At 31.4% G+C, this 23,045-nt stretch carries 10 protein-coding genes and 1 rRNA gene (1 of these 11 only partly in view); 5 read left to right on the forward strand and 6 right to left on the reverse strand.

The features are described 5' to 3' along the window. The 3 genes from WHD08_RS06540 to WHD08_RS06550 form a co-directional block, all read right to left on the reverse strand. Window positions 1-1,267: ribosomal RNA gene (locus tag WHD08_RS06540) — 16S ribosomal RNA — on the reverse strand (it extends 251 nt beyond the left edge of the window). A gap of 1,633 nt (window positions 1,268-2,900) precedes the next feature. Further along, a complete protein-coding gene (locus tag WHD08_RS06545; RefSeq protein ID WP_208888782.1) occupies window positions 2,901-3,515 on the reverse strand; it encodes a LysE family translocator in 615 nt (204 codons plus the stop codon). A gap of 54 nt (window positions 3,516-3,569) precedes the next feature. Next, on the reverse strand, window positions 3,570-4,604 hold the full coding sequence (locus tag WHD08_RS06550) for a quinone-dependent dihydroorotate dehydrogenase (RefSeq protein WP_208888781.1): 1,035 nt from the start codon (window positions 4,602-4,604) through the stop codon (window positions 3,570-3,572). Between the two features lie 267 nt (window positions 4,605-4,871). Between WHD08_RS06550 and WHD08_RS06555 the strand changes: the two genes are divergently transcribed. Beyond that, window positions 4,872-5,765 (forward strand): transporter, encoded by an 894-nt coding sequence (locus WHD08_RS06555; RefSeq protein ID WP_165733957.1) that lies wholly within the window; start codon window positions 4,872-4,874, stop codon window positions 5,763-5,765. Window positions 5,766-5,840: 75 nt separating this feature from the next. Here WHD08_RS06555 and WHD08_RS06560 read toward each other — a convergent pair whose 3' ends face one another. Then, window positions 5,841-7,103: an exo-beta-N-acetylmuramidase NamZ family protein gene (locus WHD08_RS06560; protein ID WP_208888780.1), complete on the reverse strand. Its 1,263-nt coding sequence runs from the start codon at window positions 7,101-7,103 to the stop codon at window positions 5,841-5,843. Between the two features lie 4 nt (window positions 7,104-7,107). Between WHD08_RS06560 and WHD08_RS06565 the strand changes: the two genes are divergently transcribed. The 4 genes from WHD08_RS06565 (at window position 7,108) to WHD08_RS06580 (ending at window position 17,994) form a co-directional block, all read left to right on the forward strand. Beyond that, entirely contained in the window at window positions 7,108-8,343 is a 1,236-nt protein-coding gene (locus tag WHD08_RS06565) for an ABC transporter permease (RefSeq protein ID WP_208891219.1), read from the forward strand. Window positions 8,344-8,856: 513 nt separating this feature from the next. Then, window positions 8,857-13,011 carry a hybrid sensor histidine kinase/response regulator transcription factor gene (locus tag WHD08_RS06570; protein ID WP_208888779.1) on the forward strand — a complete coding sequence of 1,385 codons (4,155 nt, stop codon included), beginning with the start codon at window positions 8,857-8,859 and terminating at the stop codon, window positions 13,009-13,011. A 440-nt stretch (window positions 13,012-13,451) separates the two neighbouring features. After that, the gene (locus WHD08_RS06575; RefSeq protein WP_244183231.1) at window positions 13,452-16,436 is read left to right on the forward strand and encodes a SusC/RagA family TonB-linked outer membrane protein; all 2,985 of its coding nucleotides are present in this window, start codon (window positions 13,452-13,454) and stop codon (window positions 16,434-16,436) included. Between the two features lie 19 nt (window positions 16,437-16,455). After that, complete coding sequence (locus WHD08_RS06580; protein WP_208888777.1) at window positions 16,456-17,994, forward strand: RagB/SusD family nutrient uptake outer membrane protein; 1,539 nt, start codon at window positions 16,456-16,458, stop codon at window positions 17,992-17,994. A 248-nt stretch (window positions 17,995-18,242) separates the two neighbouring features. Here WHD08_RS06580 and WHD08_RS06585 read toward each other — a convergent pair whose 3' ends face one another. Together WHD08_RS06585 and WHD08_RS06590 are read right to left on the reverse strand one after the other, a co-directional pair. Then, window positions 18,243-19,793 (reverse strand): RagB/SusD family nutrient uptake outer membrane protein, encoded by a 1,551-nt coding sequence (locus tag WHD08_RS06585; RefSeq protein WP_208888776.1) that lies wholly within the window; start codon window positions 19,791-19,793, stop codon window positions 18,243-18,245. A 28-nt stretch (window positions 19,794-19,821) separates the two neighbouring features. Continuing rightward, window positions 19,822-22,992: a TonB-dependent receptor gene (locus WHD08_RS06590; protein ID WP_340833636.1), complete on the reverse strand. Its 3,171-nt coding sequence runs from the start codon at window positions 22,990-22,992 to the stop codon at window positions 19,822-19,824. Window positions 22,993-23,045 lie beyond the last annotated feature (53 nt).

A 23,045-nucleotide genomic window follows, 5' to 3' on the forward strand; every position in this document is an offset into this window, starting at 1 on the left:
GATTCGCTCTCTGTTGCCAGATGGCTGCTCATTGTCCATACCATTGTAGCACGTGTGTGGCCCAGGACGTAAGGGCCGTGATGATTTGACGTCATCCCCACCTTCCTCACTACTTGCGTAGGCAGTCTCGTTAGAGTCCCCAACTTTACTTGCTGGCAACTAACGACAGGGGTTGCGCTCGTTATAGGACTTAACCTGACACCTCACGGCACGAGCTGACGACAACCATGCAGCACCTTGTAATCTGTCCGAAGAAAACTCTATCTCTAAAGCTGTCAGACTACATTTAAGCCCTGGTAAGGTTCCTCGCGTATCATCGAATTAAACCACATGCTCCACCGCTTGTGCGGGCCCCCGTCAATTCCTTTGAGTTTCAGTCTTGCGACCGTACTCCCCAGGTGGGATACTTATCACTTTCGCTTAGTCACTGAGCTAATGCCCAACAACTAGTATCCATCGTTTACGGCGTGGACTACCAGGGTATCTAATCCTGTTCGCTCCCCACGCTTTCGTCCCTCAGCGTCAGTACATACGTAGTAGACTGCCTTCGCAATCGGTATTCTGTGTAATATCTATGCATTTCACCGCTACACTACACATTCTATCTACTTCCATATGACTCAAGTCAACCAGTATCAAAGGCAGTTCCATAGTTGAGCTATGGGATTTCACCTCTGACTTAATTGACCGCCTGCGGACCCTTTAAACCCAATGATTCCGGATAACGCTCGGACCCTCCGTATTACCGCGGCTGCTGGCACGGAGTTAGCCGGTCCTTATTCTTACAGTACCGTCAAGCTAGTATACATACCAGTGTTTCTTCCTGTATAAAAGAAGTTTACAACCCATAGGGCAGTCATCCTTCACGCGGCATGGCTGGGTCAGAGTTGCCTCCATTGCCCAATATTCCTCACTGCTGCCTCCCGTAGGAGTCTGGTCCGTGTCTCAGTACCAGTGTGGGGGATCTCCCTCTCAGGACCCCTACCTATCAAAGTCATGGTAAGCCGTTACCTTACCATCTAACTAATAGGACGCATAGCCATCTTTTACCAATAAATCTTTAATTAAGTTTTGATGCCAAAACTCAATACCATGGAGCATTAATCTTCATTTCTAAAGGCTATTCTCCAGTAAAAGGTAGGTTCTATACGCGTTACGCACCCGTGCGCCGGTCGTCATCTGTGCAAGCACAATGTTACCCCTCGACTTGCATGTGTTAAGCCTGCCGCTAGCGTTCATCCTGAGCCAGGATCAAACTCTTCATTGTATATTTTAAATATTTTAATGAATAAGTTTCAAAAGAATTTGTTTAAATAAATCTAAACATGGTTATTCTACTCTTTAATTACGCTGTCAATTTCAATATTTTCAATGAACTTTGTTTTAATCTTAATCTGCAACTTAAAAAGTTACTTCCTAAATAAAACTTTGTAGAAATGTTAGACTCGAACTAACTGACTTTCTTAAGAGTCATTCCAAATTTTCTTTGATCGTTTTTGCTGTAATTCTTAGCGGCTGCAAACATACAAACTATTTCTAATCTGACAATAAAAAAATTAAACTTTTTTTTTATTTGTTTTTGTTTGCTGTAAAACTAAAAATCTCTGAACTTTTTTGCCGAAAATTTCGGACTGCAAACATACAACTCTTTTTAATTATAAACCTAAGGAAATTGTTATTTTATTTTTAATAAAATTTTGACATTTTATTTAGATAAAAGACTAATCCTCACCTTACTTACAACTCCTCAATGAACGTTGCTAACTGTGTGATATTACTGTTAGCGGGTGCAAACTTACAACTCATTTTTAATCTAACAACTATTTTTTTACCTTTATTTTATTTTAATTTTACATTACGTTTTAACGAACTTGTTTTTAAGGGGTTATAAAGGAAGTTTTTTTGAGGTTTTTTTGAGGGTTTTGGGGATTAGGGTGGTTTTGGTGGTGGATGCTTGTTTTTAACACATAGGAACATAGAAATCATAGGCTGGATGTAGTGTCAATTTTAGTGGAAATAGACATTTTTGTTGTTTGAGGTTTCTTGAAATATGGGTTGTTTTAAGAAATAGTGTGGTTGAAATACGTTTTACTGGTTGAAGAAAACACTTATTTAGGTGCTAAACCTTTTCTTTGACATGATTCTTTTTTGTAAAATAGTACTTGGAATGACAACTCTGGAGGTATTTGAAATGAGAATTTCCACAAAGTAATTCTTAAAACCGGAATAATATGAGCTCTTATATATAGGTGCATATTTATAAATGGAATGAATTCGACGAATTGCGTGCCTTACTGATGGAGAGAAAAAGGGTTATTATGATCTTACTACTCTAAAAAAACGATGAAAAAAGTTTTTTTGACACATAGAAACATTAGTTCTGGAGTTTTGTTTGGATAATATAGTATGGAATTAAGGTGTATTTGGTTAAGACTTATATACAGTCTATATGAAAATAAATAGCATCTAATAATAAAGAACGTACTATCAACTACTTAAGACTAATAGACCTCACAGGTTTTAAAAACCTGTGAGGTCTTGGTAATGGTGTTGTCTTAAATGTTAGAGAAGTAATCGATAATGTTTCTTGCGTATTAAGCCAATACTTATATAAAGAGGGATCATTGAAAAGGAACTTCATTTGGCAAATTAGCTGTGTTAGGGATTGAAACGGCATCCTTTTTATAGGGTTATTGATGAGATAGCAGAAATAACCGTACAAAAAGATATAGTGGAAAGCCCGACCTTTTTTATCTAAGACGTTCTTTAAATTGATGTTGGTCATTAAGTAATAACGATACTTATATAGTATAAACTAAAAAAAAGGGAACACCCAAAAGAATATTCAGACTTGAAAACTATGAGTACTATCTAAAAAGGTGGGTGTTTTTTGATTTTAATTATAATAAAATCATAATTGCAATGAAGGTAAATACAATTATTTGTCCCCATTTTAGATACACTCCTACTTTAGTGTGCTCTTTTATATAGGTAGAAATACTGCCCGCTAAAATTGCAATGAGTGAAAATACTAAAAAAGAAATGGCAATAAAAAGTGCTCCTAATGTATAAAACTGAATAACATTGGAAATTGTTTTAGAAAACAAAAACTGTGGAAAAAATGCCAAAAAGAACAAAGCGACTTTAGGATTTAAAACATTCATGATAAATCCTTTTTTAAACAATTGAAAAACAGACTCTTTTTGAATATTACTATTCGATAATACTATTTTAGCATCACTTTTATAGACTTTAAACGCTAAAAAGAGCAGATAACTTGCTCCTAATAGTTTAATGATAAAGAAAAGACTTTCATTTTCTTTGATGATTGCCGATACCCCAAAAGCGACCAATGAAGTGTGCACCAAACAACCAGACATTAACCCCAAAACGGTAGCAATGCCATATTTTGTGCCGTTTACAATACTTTGCGTTAGCACGAAAATATTATCTGGCCCTGGAGAAAATGCTAAAATAGCGGTTGCAAAGACAAAAGATATCAAAGTTTCTGTCATAACAATTAAGTTCTTTTAAGTAGTAAATTGATTCGTTAAACTTTTTGTTAGACTTTAAGATTGTTTTAGAATTGCTTTATTAATTCGCTTTACCAAACTTGGTCCTTCATAAATAAAACCTGTGTACACTTGTACTAAATCTGCTCCTGCATTTAGTTTTTCTAACGCATCTTTTTCTGAGTGAATACCTCCTACTCCGATTATAGGAAAAGCTTTTTTAGAAGTTTCTGCCAAATATTGAATAACAGCTGTACTTTGATTTTTAACCGGTTGACCACTAACACCTCCATTACCAATTTCTGCTAAACGCTCTTTTGAAGCTTTTAGATTTTCTCTATTTGTAGAAGTGTTGGAAGCAATTACACCATCAATTTTTGTTTCATGCACCAATTCAATAATTTCATCTAACTGAATATTATTTAAATCTGGAGCAATTTTAAGTAAAATTGGTTTTTGTAGTTTTTCTTTATTGTTAAGCTTCTGACAAGCAGAAATTAATTCTAATAGATAGTCTTTATCATTTAGTTTTGCGTGACTACCCACATTTGGACAGCTTACATTTAATACAAAATAATCTACATAAGGATGCAATTCTGTAAAAACCTCGCAATAATCTTGCGTATAATTTTCTGGAGTTGTTGCCGTATTTTTACCAATGTTTCCACCAATAATAACTTTTCCTTTATTCTTTTTAAGGTTTTTAATGGCAGCTTCCATTCCGTCATTATTAAAACCCATTCTATTTATAATTCCTTGATCGTCTTTTAGTCTAAACAACCTTTTTTTAGGATTGCCAACTTGTCCTTTTGGAGTTACGGTTCCTATTTCTATAAATCCGAAACCAAAATTTGCCAATTCATTATACAAAACTGCATTTTTATCGAAACCTGCCGCCAAACCTACTGGGTTCTTAAAAGTTATTCCGAATAACGTTTTCTCTAATCGTTTGTCATCAACCACATATAAACTTCTGAATATAGAAGGAACGAAAGGAATTTTACAAAGTGTTTTGACTAAAGAAAAAGTGAAGTAATGAATTTTTTCTGGATCGAATAAAAAGAAAATCGGTCTTACAATAGATTTGTACATGCTTTACTAGAATTATTTTAAGTAGCTTATTTCTAGTTTTCAAAATTACAAATTTTATAATGATAAAACTCTAAAACCTATTTCAAATAAAAAATCAAAAAATTTTAAAAAAAATAATCTTTTTTTAAAATTGATAACACACTCAAAAAGAGGTAGAAATAAAAAATATTTTCTTTTCTATTTTTCTATTTCAGAAAAGAAAAAAATTATCTTGTAATGTAAATAATTAGCACTCGACAAAGAAACCTAACTATTAAAAAACACAAAATGAAAACAAGTAAAATAGTATTAGGGTTGGTTTTTGGACTAGCTTTAACAGCACAAACTAATGCACAAGGATTGTTAGATGGTTTTACTCCAAAAAAAGGAGATTTATCTGTAACAGCTTCTTATACCTCTAGTAATTATGAAAAATTTTATGCTGGAAAAACTAAAATGGATGCAGTGCCTGCACATAATGAAATTGATCAAAACATATACAGTTTATACGCAAAATATGGTATTACAAACAAATTATCTGTTGTTTTAAATGCACCTTACATTTCTGCAGAAGGAAATGGTGTTGCAGATCCTTTTAACGGAACTACTAAACAAGATGGTTTTCAAGATATTTCTGTTGGATTAAAATACAATGCGTATACTTTTGATTTTGATAAATTAAATTTAGATGTTATAACGGGTTTAAGTGTTGATATTCCTACAGGTTACGAAGCAAACGGAATTTTATCTCTTGGTAATAATACATTTTCTACTAATTTAACTGCCGGTTTACATTTACAAAATAATGATGGTCTTTTTGCAACTTTTTTAAATTCTTACCAATTTAAAGGAGATGCAGATAATACTGCTGGTGGGGCTGATTTTGATGTACCAAATGCTTATTATGCAACAACTAAAATAGGATATGCAAGTTCTTTTATTTATGTAGAAGGTTGGTTAGATTATTTAGCTTCTACTGATGGTGTAGATATTAGTGATGCTACTTTTGGAGGAAATTTTCCTGAAACTAAAGTAGAATACACAAGATTAGGTGCAACTATTTATAAGAACATTATTCCAGAATTAGGAGCTAGTGTTGGTGTAAGTAGTGTAATTGATGGACGTAATATTGGTAAATCTACCAACTTTTCTGTTGGATTAACTTACAACCTTAACATATAGATTTCTTTTAATACCATTAAAAAAGCTCGTAAGAAATTACGAGCTTTTTTATTTTAAACTATTGAAGTTCTTTTTTTACTGATAAATCAAGTACTTACTTCTAACTACTTTAAACGCTTCCAGATCTTTCTCCCAGGTTTTTCTAATTTCATTTTCAGAGACTCCTTTTTCTATTTGTTGTTTCAGCTTTTTTGTACCCGCTAATTTTGTAAAGAAATTATTAAAAAACTCATTAGAAGTATTCTGTTTGTATGCCTTTATTAAAAAAGACAAGTCTAATCTATTAAGACGCTCTACTTCTTGTAAATTTTCTCCGTAGCATAATATGTTTTTATATTTTGGATATTTTGCACCTTCATTTACTTTTGGAGTAAAAGTAAATTCGCTTTTTGCTAAATACGGAGAACCATAAATTTGGAATTGCATTTCTGTTCCTCTTCCTGCAGACACATTTGTTCCTTCGAAAAAACACAAACTAGCGTAGAGATTTATACTTTTATCATTTGGTAAATTTGGTGACGGTTTTATCGGTAAACTATACTCCGTTTGATGATTGTAATTACCTACAGGAATTACTGTTAAATCACAATGAATTCCGTTTTTAAGCCATTTTTCACCATTTATCATTTTTCCATATTCGCCAATAGTCATTCCGTAAACCACCGGAACTTTATGCATTCCTACAAAAGACGTATGCTCTAGTTCTAAAACAGGACCATCTATATAATATGCATTGGGGTTTGGTCTGTCTAACAAAATCACTTGGATTCCTTGTTCTGCACAAGCTTCCATTACATAATGCAAAGAAGAAATATAGGTATAAAAACGAGCACCGACATCTTGAATATCAAAAACTACAACGTCAATTCCTTTTAATTGTGCTGCTGAAGGTTTTTTATTTTTACCGTAAAGCGATATAATTGGTAAACCTGTTTTGGTGTCAAATCCGTCTTTTACAACTTCGCCAGCATCTGCTTTCCCTCTAAAACCGTGTTCTGGTGCAAAAACTTTTTTTACATTTATTCCATTATAGTTATGTAAATAATCTACCAAATGATGCGTAACTTTTTTAGACCCCATAACATTAGGCGCTACTTCCGCTCTCTGAATAACAGACAATACAGAAGTTTGATTTGCTACAATTGCTACATTTTTATTTTTTAATAAACTGAGGTACAAATGGGTACTTTCTGCTCCCACCTTTACAGTTATTTGTTCACTTTCTACTTTTAATCCAGCACTTTTAACTGGTGTAATTTGAGCATAAGAAATCAGCTGAAAATTCAGCATTAGAAATAAGAATAAATATGTACTTTTGAAAGGTTTAAAATCTATCATCAATTTGAATTACGAGTTATTTATTGCAAAACGCATTATTGCCGGTAAAAAGTATAAAAATAGCATATCATCTCCAATAATAAAAATTGCAATCACAGCAATTGCCTTGGGAATAATTATTATGCTAATTTCTGTTGCAACTGGCGCTGGCTTGCAATATAAAATTCGTGATAAAATGGCTGGTTTTAAAGGCCATGTTCAAATTATTAATTACGATGCTAATAATTCTGATGTTTCAACGGTTCCTGTTGATAAAAACCAAGATTTTTATCCGAAGTTTAAAAATGTAGACGGAATTAAAAACATTCAGGTTTTTGCTAATAAAGCAGGAATTTTAAGAACAGAAACAGAATTTGAAGGCATTATTTTTAAAGGAGTTTCTACAGATTACGATTGGACTTTTTTTAACGAGTATTTAGTTGAAGGTAGAACCCCAAATTTTAATCAAGATAGAACCAAAGAGGTTTTATTGTCTCAAACAATAATGAATCGTTTACAGTTGAAATTAAACGATGTTGTTTTAGCTACTTTTATAAAAACTTCTACTAGTAAGCTACCATCAAACAGAAAATATACCATAGTAGGAATCTACAATTCTGGTTTTGCAGAATTTGATAAATCTATGATGATTGGCGACATCCGAGAAGTCCAAAATCTAAATAAATGGACAGAAAATGAAGTTGGAGGTTTTGAGGTTATTCTAAATAGTTTCGATAAAATCGAAGAAAAAGGAGAAGAAATTTACAGTAATATTGGTGCAACTTTGAATAGTAAAACTATTTTAGATAGTTACCCTGCTGTATTTGAATGGATAGAACTTTTTGACAATAATGTGTGGTTTATTATTGCCATTATGATCTTAGTTGCAGGCATAAATATGATTACTGCCCTACTCGTTTTAATTTTAGAACGCGTACAAATGATTGGTATTTTAAAAGCCTTAGGAAGCACGAATACAAGCATCCGTAAAATATTTTTATACAACGCGTCTTACCTAATTATAAAAGGACTTTTCTGGGGGAATATCATTGGTTTATCTATCCTTTTTGTACAATATTACTTTGAGGTTATTACATTAAATCCGGAGACCTATTATGTAACTACAATGCCAGTTTACATCTCTCTAAAAGCTATTTTATTGCTTAATATTGGCACGTTAATTATGTCTTTTTTAATGCTAATTATTCCTTCTTATATTATCACTAAAATTCAGCCTTCTAAATCTATAAAGTTTGCTTAAATCTCTTTTTTTAAACAATATTCTTTATTTAATTTGTTTATTAAAATTTCACAACGTTTTAGTTAAATGAAAATTACTGCACTTTATTTAAAATTTAAATAAGACAAACAGAAAAACAATAATACCTATTTATAAGTATTATTGTTTTTCTGTTTTATAAAAGGTTTCTACAACAAAAGTAGCGCTTTTAATACCTGTAAATCATTCCGTTATATTTATTTCTAAAGTAGAAAGCAACATCTCTTTCATTAGATGTTTAATTTGTTGCACTTAAATTTATTTACAAAAGCTATCTTTAGATCTAATTTGTAAAGCTTCCCCTACTTTCAAGTTAAAAAGTTGATTACATTTATAATTAAATAATAACATTCCAAAAATAGATTTATCTAACTACCTATTATTTAGATAAAAAAATGGATTTTTATTAGAACATCCTCCAAATAAATCTAAAATCAACTTGAAATAATTAGGTTTAAAAATGTAATATTACAGTAACTATTAAATTATTAGTTTATGAAAAACCTCTTGGTTTTAATACTATTTTTGTCTTCCATAATTAACTATGCACAAAAACCTTATAAAGAATTTCAGTTTGTAAATATTAAGGAAGGCATACCTAAAGTGGGCGTCTCATCCATTGTACAAGACAACCAAGGGTTTATTTGGATTGGTACTACTGGAACCGGTTTATATAAATTTGATGGTATAGACTATACTCCTTATAAATTTGATTTTGAAAACACTCATTCTTTAAGCAATAATTTAGTACAATGTCTTTTTTTAGACAGTAAAAATAGACTGTGGTGCGGAACAGAAAATGGATTAAATTTATACGATAGAGATTTAGATCATTTTAAAAAAGTACAATTAAATACTGATCTTGACTATAAAGAAAATGTATTCGCTTTAGAAGAAGATGCTGCTGGTAATTTGTTAGTAGGAACAGACAGAAAAGGTCTTTACAAATTAGACATTAATACACTTTTAACAGAAAGAATTTTAAATAAAAAATCTCCAGACTTATCGATTACTAGTATAAAACACACAAAGCAAGGCAAAACTTTTGTAGGCACAAACCTTGGTTTAAAAGAAATTGATTTTATACATAATAAACTAATTGACACTAGAATTTTTGCTGGTGAAGAAAAATCTATTAATCACGCAATTTCTAACTTGTATATAGACGCTAAAGACAATTTATGGATTGGCTTTGAAAGAGAAAATGGCGTCTACAAATGTGGCCTTACCAATGATAGAAATAATAATATAATACGCTTAAATAAATTTGATATTACGTCGAAAAAAATCATGAAAATAATTCAATTATCAGATAGTACATTGATGATTGGAACAGAGAATGATGGTCTTTTTCACTTAGAAGAGAATGGCGATGTTATTAAAAATTATGTTTCAAATAAAACAGAAGAAAACAGTATTTTACATAATTCTATTTGGGAACTTTTTATAGATAAAAATGATAGAATTTGGATGGGATACTTTAACAGTGGTGTTGCCGTTAGCGATAAACTCTATGATAAATTTAAAGACATAAAAAGCTTACCTAATAAAAATAATTCGTTAACAATTCCCTCCGTTTCAAGTGTTGTAAAAGACAAAACTGGTAATTTATGGATTTCTACAGATGGAGGTGGTATTGATGTTTACAACCCTAAAAACGCTAAAATAACTCATATCAATAAAGAAAATAACACTGTTTATTCGGGGCTTAATTCTAATTACATTGTGAGTTTGTTTTTAGATTCTAAAAATAATTTATGGGCAGGAAGCTGGGATAATGGTATTTATCTTTTAAAAAACGGATCTAAAAAATTCATAAATTTCAGTAAACATAATCCTGTAAAAAACTTTAAAGCAAATACGGTAAGAAGTTTTTCCGAAGATTCTAAAGGTACCATTTGGATTGCTACTTTTTTTGAAGGACTACACTCTTACACCCCAACTACAAACACTTTTACAAAATTTAATTCTAAAGAATTTGTAGCTCATCAATCTTTATGCAATAAACTTATGGTAGTTTTTGTAGATGCAGAAGATGCTATTTGGGTAGGAACTGCCGATGGTCTGTTTAGAATAACAAGATTAGAAAATGACACCTTTAATGTTGTTTCTTTAAAAACTAGAATGCAGAAAGAATATGGTCACTTATCTGACGTCAGTCATATTTTAAGTATTTATGAATCTTCTAAAAATGAAATTTGGATTGGAACAAGAGGAGCAGGACTTTGTAGGTACAATAAAAAAGAAGACACCTATACATGGTATAATAAATCGAAAGGTTTTGAGGAAGAGAATATTGCTGCAATCATAGAAGATAATGATAAAAATATTTGGGTTAGCGGTAACTCTGGACTTACAAAAATTGACATAGAAGAAGAAAAATTTACTAATTATACATCAAATGACGGTTTACTTTCTAATGATTTTAATTTTGGAGCAGTTTTAAAAGATGAAAAAGGTATTTTGTATTTTGGTAATTTTAAGGGGTTAGATTATTTTAATCCTAAAGAAATAGCCACAAATGCGAGCTTACCTTCTCTGCATTTTACAGATTTTAAATTGTTTAATGAAAAAGTAATTCCTCTTACTGAAAACTCTCCATTAGAAAAAGTTATTTCAGAGACAAAAAACATTCAACTTTCACATACGCAATCTGTATTTACCATTGAATATACTGGTTTGAACTATACAAGACCAGAAAAAAATAATTATGCTTATTATTTAGAAGGTTATGAAACTACTTGGAATTACGTTGGACATAAAAGAAATGCGACCTATACAAATTTAGATCATGGAGATTATATTTTTAAACTCAAAGCCTCTAATAATGACGGTGTTTGGAGTAACGTACCATTAGAATTAAACATTACCATTCTTCCACCTTGGTGGAAAACCAACTGGGCAATATTAGGCTATATTCTAGTGTTTTTATTATGCATTTATTTACTAAACAGCTTAACTCAACAAAGAATAAAAGAAAAAGAAATATTAAAAAATGAACGTTTAGCACAAAGTCAAAATGATGAATTGAATCAAAAGAAACTTCAATTTTTTACAAATATTTCTCATGAATTTAGAACTCCATTAACACTAATTATAAACCCTATTAAAGATATTATTAGCAATAAAGAATTAGACCTACCACAAAGTGTTAAAAATAAACATGCAATCATCTACAAAAACACAAACAGACTTTACAGGTTGATAAATGAATTAATGGATATTAGAAAATTAGAGCATAATAAGATGAAAATTAGAGCCTCTAAAATTAATTTAATTGAGTTTTCTAAAAACATTGCGAACTATTTTCAAGAAGAAACAACCAATAAAAATATTTTATTAAGTGTAGATTCAGATGTACCAGATTTAAGTGTTTGGGCAGATGAAAAGATGTTAGAAAAAATCATATTCAACCTCTTATCTAATGCAATAAAGGCAACTCCTATAGGAGGTGCTATAAATATTGATTTATTTTCTAATCACAAACGATACCTCTTACCTTTAATTGATAAAAAGCAACCAGTGGAAGTAATAGAAATAGTAATTTCTGATACAGGAACAGGATTAAACGAACAAGAAGTTGAAAAAATATTTGAACGCTTTTATCAAGTAGAAGATCAAAACAAAACCTATATCGGTGGAACTGGAATTGGTTTAGAAGTAGTAAAGAGTTTTGTGTACCTCCACAAAGGAGACATCAAGGTAGAAAGTAAAGTAGGTTCTGGCACCACATTTAAAATACTATTACCAACTGGTAATGCTCATTATACAGAAGATCAAATTATATATGAAAATGAGAAGAAAGTAAATATAAAAGAACAATTCTTATTAATTACTCCAGAAGACACAGAAATTCCAACTACAGAAGTATCTAAACTAACTAAAACTAAGACCATTTTAATTGTTGAAGATAATATAGAATTACTAGATTATTTAAAAATAGAATTAAGTAAAGAATACAAGGTTTTTGTTGCTGGTAATGGTAAAGAAGGCGTTAAAATGGCAAAAGAAACCTTACCAGACGCAATTATTACAGATGTTGTAATGCCAGAAATGGATGGTTTTGAATTTTGTAAAACAATAAAAACAGATGCCTCTACAAGCCACATTCCTGTAATGATGTTAACCGCAAGAACAACCATAGAAAATAGAATTGAAGGTATAGAAAATGGTGCTGATGCTTATATGATAAAACCATTCGATTTAAAATTATTAAAACTTCGTTTGTCACAATTAATTACAAGTAGACAATTAATTTTCGATAAATTTTTTGGAGCAATAAGTGGTGCTGATGAAAAAATAAACTCCAACTCTATAGATAAAGAATTTATACAAAAACTATTAGAATATATAAATAACAATATTTCAGATTCTAACTTAAGTGTAGAAGAGTTGGCATCACAATTAAAACTAAGCAGGAGTCAATTATACAGAAAAATAAAAGCAATAACAGGTCAAACCGTTAATGAATTTATTAGAAAAATAAGATTAGAAAGAGCTAAACAAATTTTAGATTCTGGCAGAGGCAATATTAGTGAAGCATGTTTTAGTGTAGGTTTTTCTTCCCCATCCTATTTCTCTAAATGCTTTAAAGCTCATTTTGGAATTTTACCATCTGAAATAGAAATAAAAAAAGACATAAATATCTAATTATAAAACCATAACAACACCCAGAAAACTACTTTTAAAGTACGTCTTATTGTATTAGTAATACAAATAAATTCCTTTTAAAACATTGCAATAGTAAAATTGAAGCGGGCAATGAATTAAATGTAGCATACGTGTTAAATAAAGGTTAAATAGCTACAATTGTTTTAAAAGCTGTTTTTTTTGTGATATAAAATATTGATTTGTTCTTATAAATTTGAAGAGTACGACAATGTTTATGGAACAGAAAAAGTTTAAAAATAAAATATTTTACGAGGTACTATTAGTAATTATTATGTTATTACTATTGATAGTATTACTTAATTTATAATACATTTTTTTTAGTTGCTACATTGTTTATCAAAACAAGTATTTTAATTAACCAATTAATATGAATGATGATAAAATTTAAAGTCACGATTATTGCATGCCTAATATTATGTATGCAGAATGTTTTTTCGCAAAGCAAGACAATTACTGGTCAGGTAACGGATTCCGCAGGAAACACTTTACCGGGAGTATCAGTTGTAATTAAGGGAACTATTAAAGGTACAAATGCAGATTTTGAGGGAAATTACTCAATAGCAAACGTTTCTCCAGAAAATGAGTTAGTTTTTTCTTATTTAGGAATGAATTCTCAAACAATTCTTGTGGGAACTAGTACAAAGATAGATGTAATTTTACAAGACAACCTAGAGTCTTTAGACGAGATTGTAGTTGTTGGGTATGGTAGTAAGAAAAAGAGTTTAGTTACCGGAGCAATTTCCAGTATCGACTCTAAACAAATTAAAAGTTCTTCTAATCAAAGAGTAGAGTCTGTATTACAAGGTAGAACATCTGGTGTTACGGTATCGTCTTCTTCTGGTTCACCAGGTTCTGGAGCAAAAATAAGAATTCGTGGTGCGGGTTCTAGTGGAAATTCAGAGCCTTTATTTATAGTAGATGGTATGAAAGCATCATCTATTGCAGATATTGCTCCTTCAGATATTGCAAATATCGAAATACTAAAAGATGCTGCTTCTGCTGCTATCTATGGTACAGAAGGTGCAAATGGTGTAGTTATTATAACAACTAAAAGAGGACGAAAAGGAGGATTACAAGTGTCTTTTAATTCTCAAATAGGTGTTCAATTTTTAAAAACAGATATGGAGTTAATGAATGCTTCACAATTTGTTCAGTACATGAACGAAGCAGGATTAACAAGTGTAACAGACAATGGCTATGATACAGATTGGATAGAAGAAACCTTCTCTCCTGCCATTATGCACAGAAATGACATTAACCTATCTGGAGCTACAGAAAAATTTTCTTATTTTACTTCTGCCTCTCATTTAGATCAAGATGGTATTGTTGGTAATGGAAACTCTTCATTTAAAAGATCTACTTTTAGAGTAAACTTAAAAGGGGATGTTGCTAAATGGTTAGAAGTAGGTGTTAATTCTACCTATTCTTCTTCAGATAAGAGTGGGATTCAAGAAAATAGTGACACTAGAGGTGTAATTCAAAATATGCTTATTTTAGATCCATTAACACCCGTCACTTATGCTAACGGTTCCGTACCACAATCTGTTATAGACCGTTCTAACACAAATGGTGTTCCGGTATTAAAAGATGCAAATGGTAATGTTTATGGATACCCAAGTTATTCTACTGGAGAGGTTGTAAATCCTGTTGCCTATGCAAATAACATTAACAAAACTACTGTAGATGCTTATCAATTTTTAACCTCTGCTTATTTAAAATTTAAACCTTTTGAAGGCTTTTCTTTTACAACAAGATTTGGATATGACAAAAATCAATGGGATACAAGGAACATGATCAATCCATATTATGTTTCTTCAGAAGCATCAAACACAACGTATTCTGGTTCTCAAAACGTTGTAGAATCTAAAAGATGGTTATGGGAAAATTTTGCTTCTTATGAGAAAGCCTTAGGGAATCATAATTTTGTTTTATTAGCAGGATATTCTGCAGAAGAAACAAGAGTAACAACTCCCACTTCTAGAAGTGGTTCTGCTTCTATTGCAGATTTTGTTGGCTTTAATTTTGACTTACCAGAATTTAACACTCAAGTAAATCAAATAGATCCATCACCAGATAATATGGTGTCTATATTTGGTAGATTATCTTATGATTATTTAGGAAAGTATTTATTTGAAGCTTCTATTAGAAGAGATAAATCAGATAAATTTCCAATAGCAAATAAAGCGGGTACTTTTCCTGCATTTTCTGCAGGTTGGGTAGCTTCAAACGAAGATTTCTGGAATAGAGAATCTAAAATAGATTATTTAAAATTAAGAGCAAGTTGGGGGCAAAATGGAAGTAGAAGTAACTTAAATGGTAACTCAGATAAAACATATATTACCTCTATAATTAACGGACAAAATATTGATTATTTAGGAAATATAGGTGCTCAGATTACAGGATATTCAAACCTTAACTTAGTGTGGGAAACTTCTGAGCAGTTAGATTTAGGAGTAGATTTAAGAGCCTTAGATAACCGATTAACTTTTGCCGCAGACTATTACAAGAAAACAACTAGAGATGCTATTATTAACGACGGTTCTTTAATTACACCAGGTTCGGCAGGTTTTCTTTCTAATGAATTTAATTCTGGTACCATAGAAAATAAAGGTTTCGAATTTGAATTAGGCTATGGAGATACTACACAAAGTGGACTTAGCTACAACATTAATGCAAACTTATCTACTCTACAAAACAAAGTGACAGAGATTCTATTTGTACCAGAGGGGACTTCTCTTGCAGGTGCTGGGGCTCCTCAAAATCCTGATGGAATTACAAGGTTTACAGAAGGACAACCTTCTTGGTATTTCTATGGATACGAAACAGATGGAATTGACACTGCAACTGGTGAAGTTATAAAAGTAGATACCAATAAAGATGGAAGCATTACAAATGCTGATAAAACAAATATAGGATCACCGCATCCAGACGTTTTATTTGGTGGAAACATCAGTTTGGCGTATAAAGCGTTTGATTTTAACCTACAATTTCAAGGAACATTGGGTAATGATATTATTTCAACGTATCATCAACCGTCTAGACCAATTACAAACAAACCGGTACATTTCTTTAATGAAAGATGGACACAACCAGGTGACGTAGCTACCTACCCAGGAGCCGCTAATGTAATTGCTTCTTATGACACAGATTTAATGGTAGAAGATGGCTCTTTTATGAGAATTAAACAAATTCAATTTGGATATTCTTTGCCAGAAAATACTATTGAAAAAATGCATATTAACAACTTAAGGTTTTACGTTTCTCTAGATGACTTTTTCACCTTTACAGGTTACAAAGGCTTAGATCCAGAAATTGGAAATTTCAACTATAATTCTATTGGTGTAGATAGAGGTTTTTACCCTACGGCTGCAAAAGTAGTATTCGGACTCTCTCTAGACTTTTAATAAAAACAACATACATATTATGAAAAAAACAATTTTAACAATTATTGGAGTTCTTTTTCTAGGGATTATATCTTGTAGCGAAGAATTTACAGAAAACCCAAGAATAAATGTTGATGATTTAGACACCTTTTTTCTTGAAGAGGAGAATGTAGAATCTGCTGTTATAGGCATCTATGATTTAATGCAATTTAATTATGCTGTAGACTGGAGTAGTGTTTTTTTAGTAAAGCTGCTTCCTGGAGACGATGCAAATGCTGCAGGTGGTAATGCAGACGATCAGTCTCAACTGCAAGCTATAGATGATTATGTAGATGTATCTTCTTCTAATGCTTCGATAACTAGTGTTTGGGATCTTTTTTACAGAACTATCTCATTATCAAACCTAGTTATAAACAACATTGCAGATAGTGATTTAAGTAACAAAAACAGAGCTTTAGCTGAAGCGAAGTTTATGAGAGCTTGGTGTTATTTCGAATTGACAACCATGTTTGGTGAAGTTCCTTTAAGATTAACAGTACCAGAAAAAGCAGAAGATTTTGGAATCGTAAAATCATCTAGAGCAGATATATATACCCAAATTGAACTAGATTTAACTGCTGCAATTGCAGATTTACCAGGCAAAGGAGCATCAGATAGTTTTAGAGCAACAAAGGAAACTGCAGAAGCACTAATGGGTAAAGTACTCGTTTTTCAAGAAAAGTATAGCGAATCAATTCCATATTTTGAATCTGTAATTAATAATCCTGCTATCGATTTAGAAGCAAACCCTGCAGATGTTTGGAGTATTAATCATGAATTTGGAAAAGAATCATTATTCGAAATAGGATATATTTCTACAACTGCAAGAGATTGGGGTAACTTTGCTTGGGGAGGTAGAAATGAAAGTAATCTACACATTCAATTAATGGGACCAAGAGGAGATGGGATCTTTGATCTTACTGGTACAGATCTTATTAATGGATGGGGATTTAACTTACCATCAGAAAAATTAATAAATGCTTTTGAAGATGCAGGAGACACAGACAGAAAAGCTGCAACTATTATGACAGAAGCTGAGTTAATTGATGCAGGCGGAAGCGTAAATGCGTCACTAGCTACAGGAGGAGTAATTTGGGATTATGAAGGAGCTATAAGAATAAAATACGCAACAAAATCTGAAGACACAAGTGAAGACGGTATTAAAGAATTAAATTACAGTACTAATTTTAGGTTATTTAGATATGCAGAAGTTTTATTATTAGCTGCAGAAGCATATAATAAAGACGGGCAAGACTCTAAAGCAAGAACAGAATTAGATAAAGTTAGAAATAGAGCTGGTTTAGGTAATATTAATAGTAACACTAGTGGTACCGATTTATTTGATGCTATTGTAAATGAAAAATTCTTAGAATTAGCACACGAAGGTCAACGTTTTTGGGACTTAGTGAGATGGGGGAAAGCAGCAACAGAATTGTCTGGTACTGGCTATACTTCTAAAAATGATCTATTCCCTATTCCAATTACCGAAATAGATAAAAACTCAGAATTAACAATTGCAGATCAGAACCCAGGATATTAACAATTAACAACTTTAGTCCCCCAATTTTATTCTAAAAAGAATAAGGCAGCATAAAAACTAATTTTATGCTGCCTTATTTATTTAAAAACAAAAACCTCGAAGGCTATCTTTTCTGTTAGTTATTCTGTCATTTACATGTTATTCAATTAAAAAAAACAAAGAATAAACCTTATTTTAGAAATATAACATCCCTCTCCCTAAAAGAACTTTAAAGAGAGGTGATATTATATTAAATCTTTTTATGGTTTTTAATAACCTGAATTTTGCACAAAATTATCATTTTTATTCATCTCGTTTTGTGGAATCGGTAACAAATATCTAAACTTATTAAAGTTAGAATGAGGTTCTAATCCATCAGCATTAAAAACTTTATCACCTAAATCTAAACGAACAATATCGTACCATCTTTTAAATTCAAAGGCAAGTTCTACACGTCTTTCTTCTATAATTGTAGTTCTTAAATTATCTGTACTTATACCAGAATCAACATCCTCAGGGAAACTAGAAGGAGCATAAATTCCATAACCACTACCATCAAAATTAATAGTACCAGCATTTCTTGCTCGCTTTCTAATCTGATTTACAAATCCTACAGATGCTGTAGTTAAACCTAATTCATTAGCAGATTCTGCAGCAATTAATAAAACCTCAGCATATCTAAAAGCAACAAAATCTAAATCTGATCTCCAGCCAGCAGTTGTTCTACCATCTCCCGGAAATCTATTAAATTTTGCAATGTGTGGTCTTGCAATTTCGAAATCTGTGTAAGGTCTAACAATGTCAGTTCCATCATTTAAAATTAAAGAATCTGCTAAACTTACTTTTAATCGATAATCTCTAACATCCCAATTATTGTAAACATTAATATGAGGTACTAACATACTCCAACCTCTAATTGGTTTTACCCCGCCTTCTACTCCAGTAAACGGACCAACTTTATTATCGTTTTCATAAGTAACCGGATTTGGATTTTGCCCCGTTTGATTACTTGTAAAATCTATTGTAAAAATATCTTCTGTAGAAGTCCATTGTTCGCTATTTCTAAATATATTTTGAAAATCGTCTTGCAAAGCATAATTTAATTCGCCAGCATTATCAATTACCCATTTCACATTTTCGTATGATTTTTCCCAATTTCCTAAAGTCAAATAAATAGAAGATAAATAAGTAGCAGCTGTACCTTTAGAAGGTCTAGATTTTACATTTCCTCTAGAAGTCATTTCTAAATGATCAAAAGCAAACGTCATATCTTCAATAATTTTAGCATAAACCTCTTCTTTTGTAGATTGTTTTATACTTAAAGGATCTGCAATATCTGGATTATCGATATAAGGAATATTCTCATAAAGCCTTACCAAATGATAGTATAAAAATGCACGAACAAATCTTGCTTCTCCTTCTACTAAATTTTTATCAGCCTCACTTGTATCTTCTAAAAGACCAATACCTTTTATTGCTGTATTTGCGGTTGCAATTGTTTGGTAAGAAGAGGCCCAAATATTGTTTACATAAGAATTTGTAGGTGTTACTAAAAAAGGACTAAACTCAGCATAATCACCAAATTCATATCCATTATCTACCATATCACTCATTAATTGTAACGGAACTGTAAGTCCGGCTCCGTAATAACTAGAAGAAGACATTAAACCATAAGTACCATCAATCATTGGATACACATCATCTACTGTATTAAAAAATCCTTCTGGAGTTAAAGATCCTTCTGGAGTTTCATCTAAATCTACACAACTAACCATAAAAGTTAAAACAGCTAAGGCAGATAATTTTATTATATTATTCATAATTATAATTTCAAATTTTTATTAAATACTAAAATTCTATGTTTAACCCTAAAGTGTAAGATTTAACGCTTGGATAACTACCATAATCTAGCCCAATATTACTACTAGAGTTGCTATAAGATACTTCTGGATCTATCCCTTTATAATCTGTAATTGTAAATAAATTTTGTCCACTTAAATATAATTTAGCAGAAGACAGATTAATTTTAGATAACAATGCTTCTGAGAAATTATATCCTAAAGAAATATTTTTTACTCTAATATAACTTGCATCATCTACCCATCTATCTGAAGTTACAAAACTTCTACTAACTCTTGCTTCTGGAATATCTGTATCTGTATTTGTAGGCGACCAACGATTAAGAGCTTCTGTAGTAACATTTGTTCTACCGTTTAAAGCACCTAATTCCATTAAAGTATAATTTAATATTTCTCCACCTTTAGAACCTTGGACAAATACATTAAGACTGAAGTTTTTATAATTAAAATCATTATTCCAACCCCAACTAAAATCTGGATGTGGATCTCCAATTACTGCTCTATCATCATCCGTTAAAGCGCCATCTCCATTAAGATCTTTAAATTTTTCTCCTCCAATTTCTTCTCCTCCAACAAGTACATCATCTGCAGTTTGTACAACTCCGTCATAAAGATACCCCCAGAATTGACCAACAGATAATCCTTCTCTTAATAACTGTGTAGTTCCTGCTCCTGATAAAGGCGATGATGAATAAAAAATATCGTTTCCATCCGTATCATTATCAACCAATTTTATTATTTTATTTTTATTGAATGAAATATTAGCATACGTTTTCCATTTTAAATCTCCTTGTAAAATAGTTGCATTTACAGCAAATTCAAATCCTTTATTTTCTACGGTACCAATGTTTTGTAATTGAGTTAAAAAACCTGTATAATTTGGCGTTGGTACATCAAACAAAAGATCATTTGTTGTCATATTATAATAATCTAAAGTAACACCAAACCTATTTCTTAAAATTTGAAGATCTACACCAATATTAGTTTGTGTAGTAGTTTCCCAAGTTAAATCGTTATTAGAAATTGTAGATGGTCTTATCGCTGTTACTGTACTACCTTGTACTGTAGAAAAAACATCTGTAAATGATGCTAAAGATTGATAAGGACTAATTGCCTGGTTACCAACTTGACCATAACTTAAACGTAATTTTAATAAATTAATAGTGTTTGATTCTGATAAAAACTTTTCATCAGAAATTTTCCAACCAAAAGCTGCTGATGGAAAAAAGCCGTATTTATTATTTGCTGCAAATACAGAAGCCCCTTCTTGACGCCCAGTAAACGTAAATAAATACTTATCATTAAGGGTATAGTTAATTCTACCAAAAAAAGCTTCGAAAGCAGTTTCTGATAATTCTGAATCTACAGAAGACGGATTTGTTCCTCCACCTAAATTCCAAAAAGAAAAAGAATCAGAAATAAAACCAGAAGCAATAACGTTAGACGATTCTGACCTATCTTTTTGTAAAGAATAACCAGCCATTATTGAAAAATCATGGTTTTTACCAATAACTTTATGATACGTTAAATAGTTTTCGTTGATAAAACTTGTGCTTTTTCTATTGCTAAAAGTTGCCTCTCCGCCTACACTATTTCCTCTATCTAAAGTTGTTGGGTAATAAGCACCAGTTCTTGAATGGTTGATGCTAACACCTAAAGTCGATTTTAATTTTAAATCTTTAAGAATTCCAACTTCTGCATATACATTTCCTTGAAACAAATCGGTTATCGCTTCATTTTCATACTCAGTAGACATTGCATAAGGATTATCAATCGGATACCCAATTACGCTTAAAGAATTATCTCCATTTTCATCTGTAACTCCTTGTGTTGGAGAAAATTTATACGCTCCAGAAATTACACCAGTTTGCGCTGCGTCTCCTCCTTCTTGACTTTTAACTCCGTTTTTATTAGTTCTACGAGCAAAAATACTTGAACCTATTTTTACAGATTCCGATACTTTTAGATCTAAATTAGAAGTAATAGAATATCTTTTAAAATCTGAACTTTCTACAATTCCTTTTTGGTCAAAAATAGAACCAGATAAATAATAATTTATTTTTTCTGTTCCTCCAGAAGCAGATAGTTGATAATTTTGAACTCCACCTGTTCTATAGATTTTGTCTTGCCAATCTACTCCTTCTCCTGTAAATTCGGGTACAAAACTAGGATCTAATTCTGTAATAAAAGTTGTAAACTGATCTGCGTTTAATAAATCTAAACGATTGATCTCTTCATGCGTTGAGTAAGAAGAAGAAAAACTAAATTGTGTTTTTCCCTTTGCTCCTCTTCTTGTACTAATTATCACCACTCCGTTTGCACCTCTTGCACCATAAATTGCTGTAGAAGAAGCATCTTTAAGAATCTCCATCGCTTCTATATCTTCCGCCGGAGGCATAACACCACCAATAAAACCATCCACAACAATTAAAGGATCATTACCCGCATTTATAGAAGTATTTCCTCTAATTTGAATGCTATAATCAGAACCTGGCGCACCGTTTGTAGATTGCACCGTTACACCTGCAGCTCTACCCTGCAAAGCTTGTGTTGCATCCATCACTGGAAAAGCTACTAAATCTTCTGAATTAATAGAAGAAACAGAACCCGTTAAATCACTCTTCTTAACACTTCCGTATCCTACAATTACAACCTCATCTAAACTAGATGAATCCATTATTAAACGAACAGAAATTTCTTTTTTTCCGTTTAACGGAACTTCTTGTGTTACAAAACCTAAATAAGAAACTACAATTACAACATTATTAGTAGAAACTTTTAATGAAAATAGCCCATTAAAATCTGTTGTAACTCCATTATTTGTTCCTTTTTCTAGAATAGTCGCTCCAGGTAAAGGTTCTCCTATTTCATCTACAATAGTACCAGTTATTGTAACTTTTTGTTGTGGTTGTTTAGCTTCTTTTATTTTACCAATTAAAATTTCATCTCCATTTACTTTAAAATCAAACTGAGCACGTTTACCTAAATCTTCTAAAATTAAAGTCAATGATTTATTTTTATAAACAGCACTGTATTGATTATTATTCTTGGCAATAAAATCACCATACGTAATATTAAAATGGGTTACATTAGCAATTTTGTTTAAAATTTTTACAAGTGTAGCTCCTTTTTCATTTAGAGTTAAATTTGTTGTATTCATATTTTTAGATGCTCCAAACATCTGAATCGTACTAAAAAAACATACAAATAGTA

The organism is Polaribacter sejongensis, from assembly GCF_038024065.1.
Taxonomy (GTDB): domain Bacteria; phylum Bacteroidota; class Bacteroidia; order Flavobacteriales; family Flavobacteriaceae; genus Polaribacter; species Polaribacter sejongensis.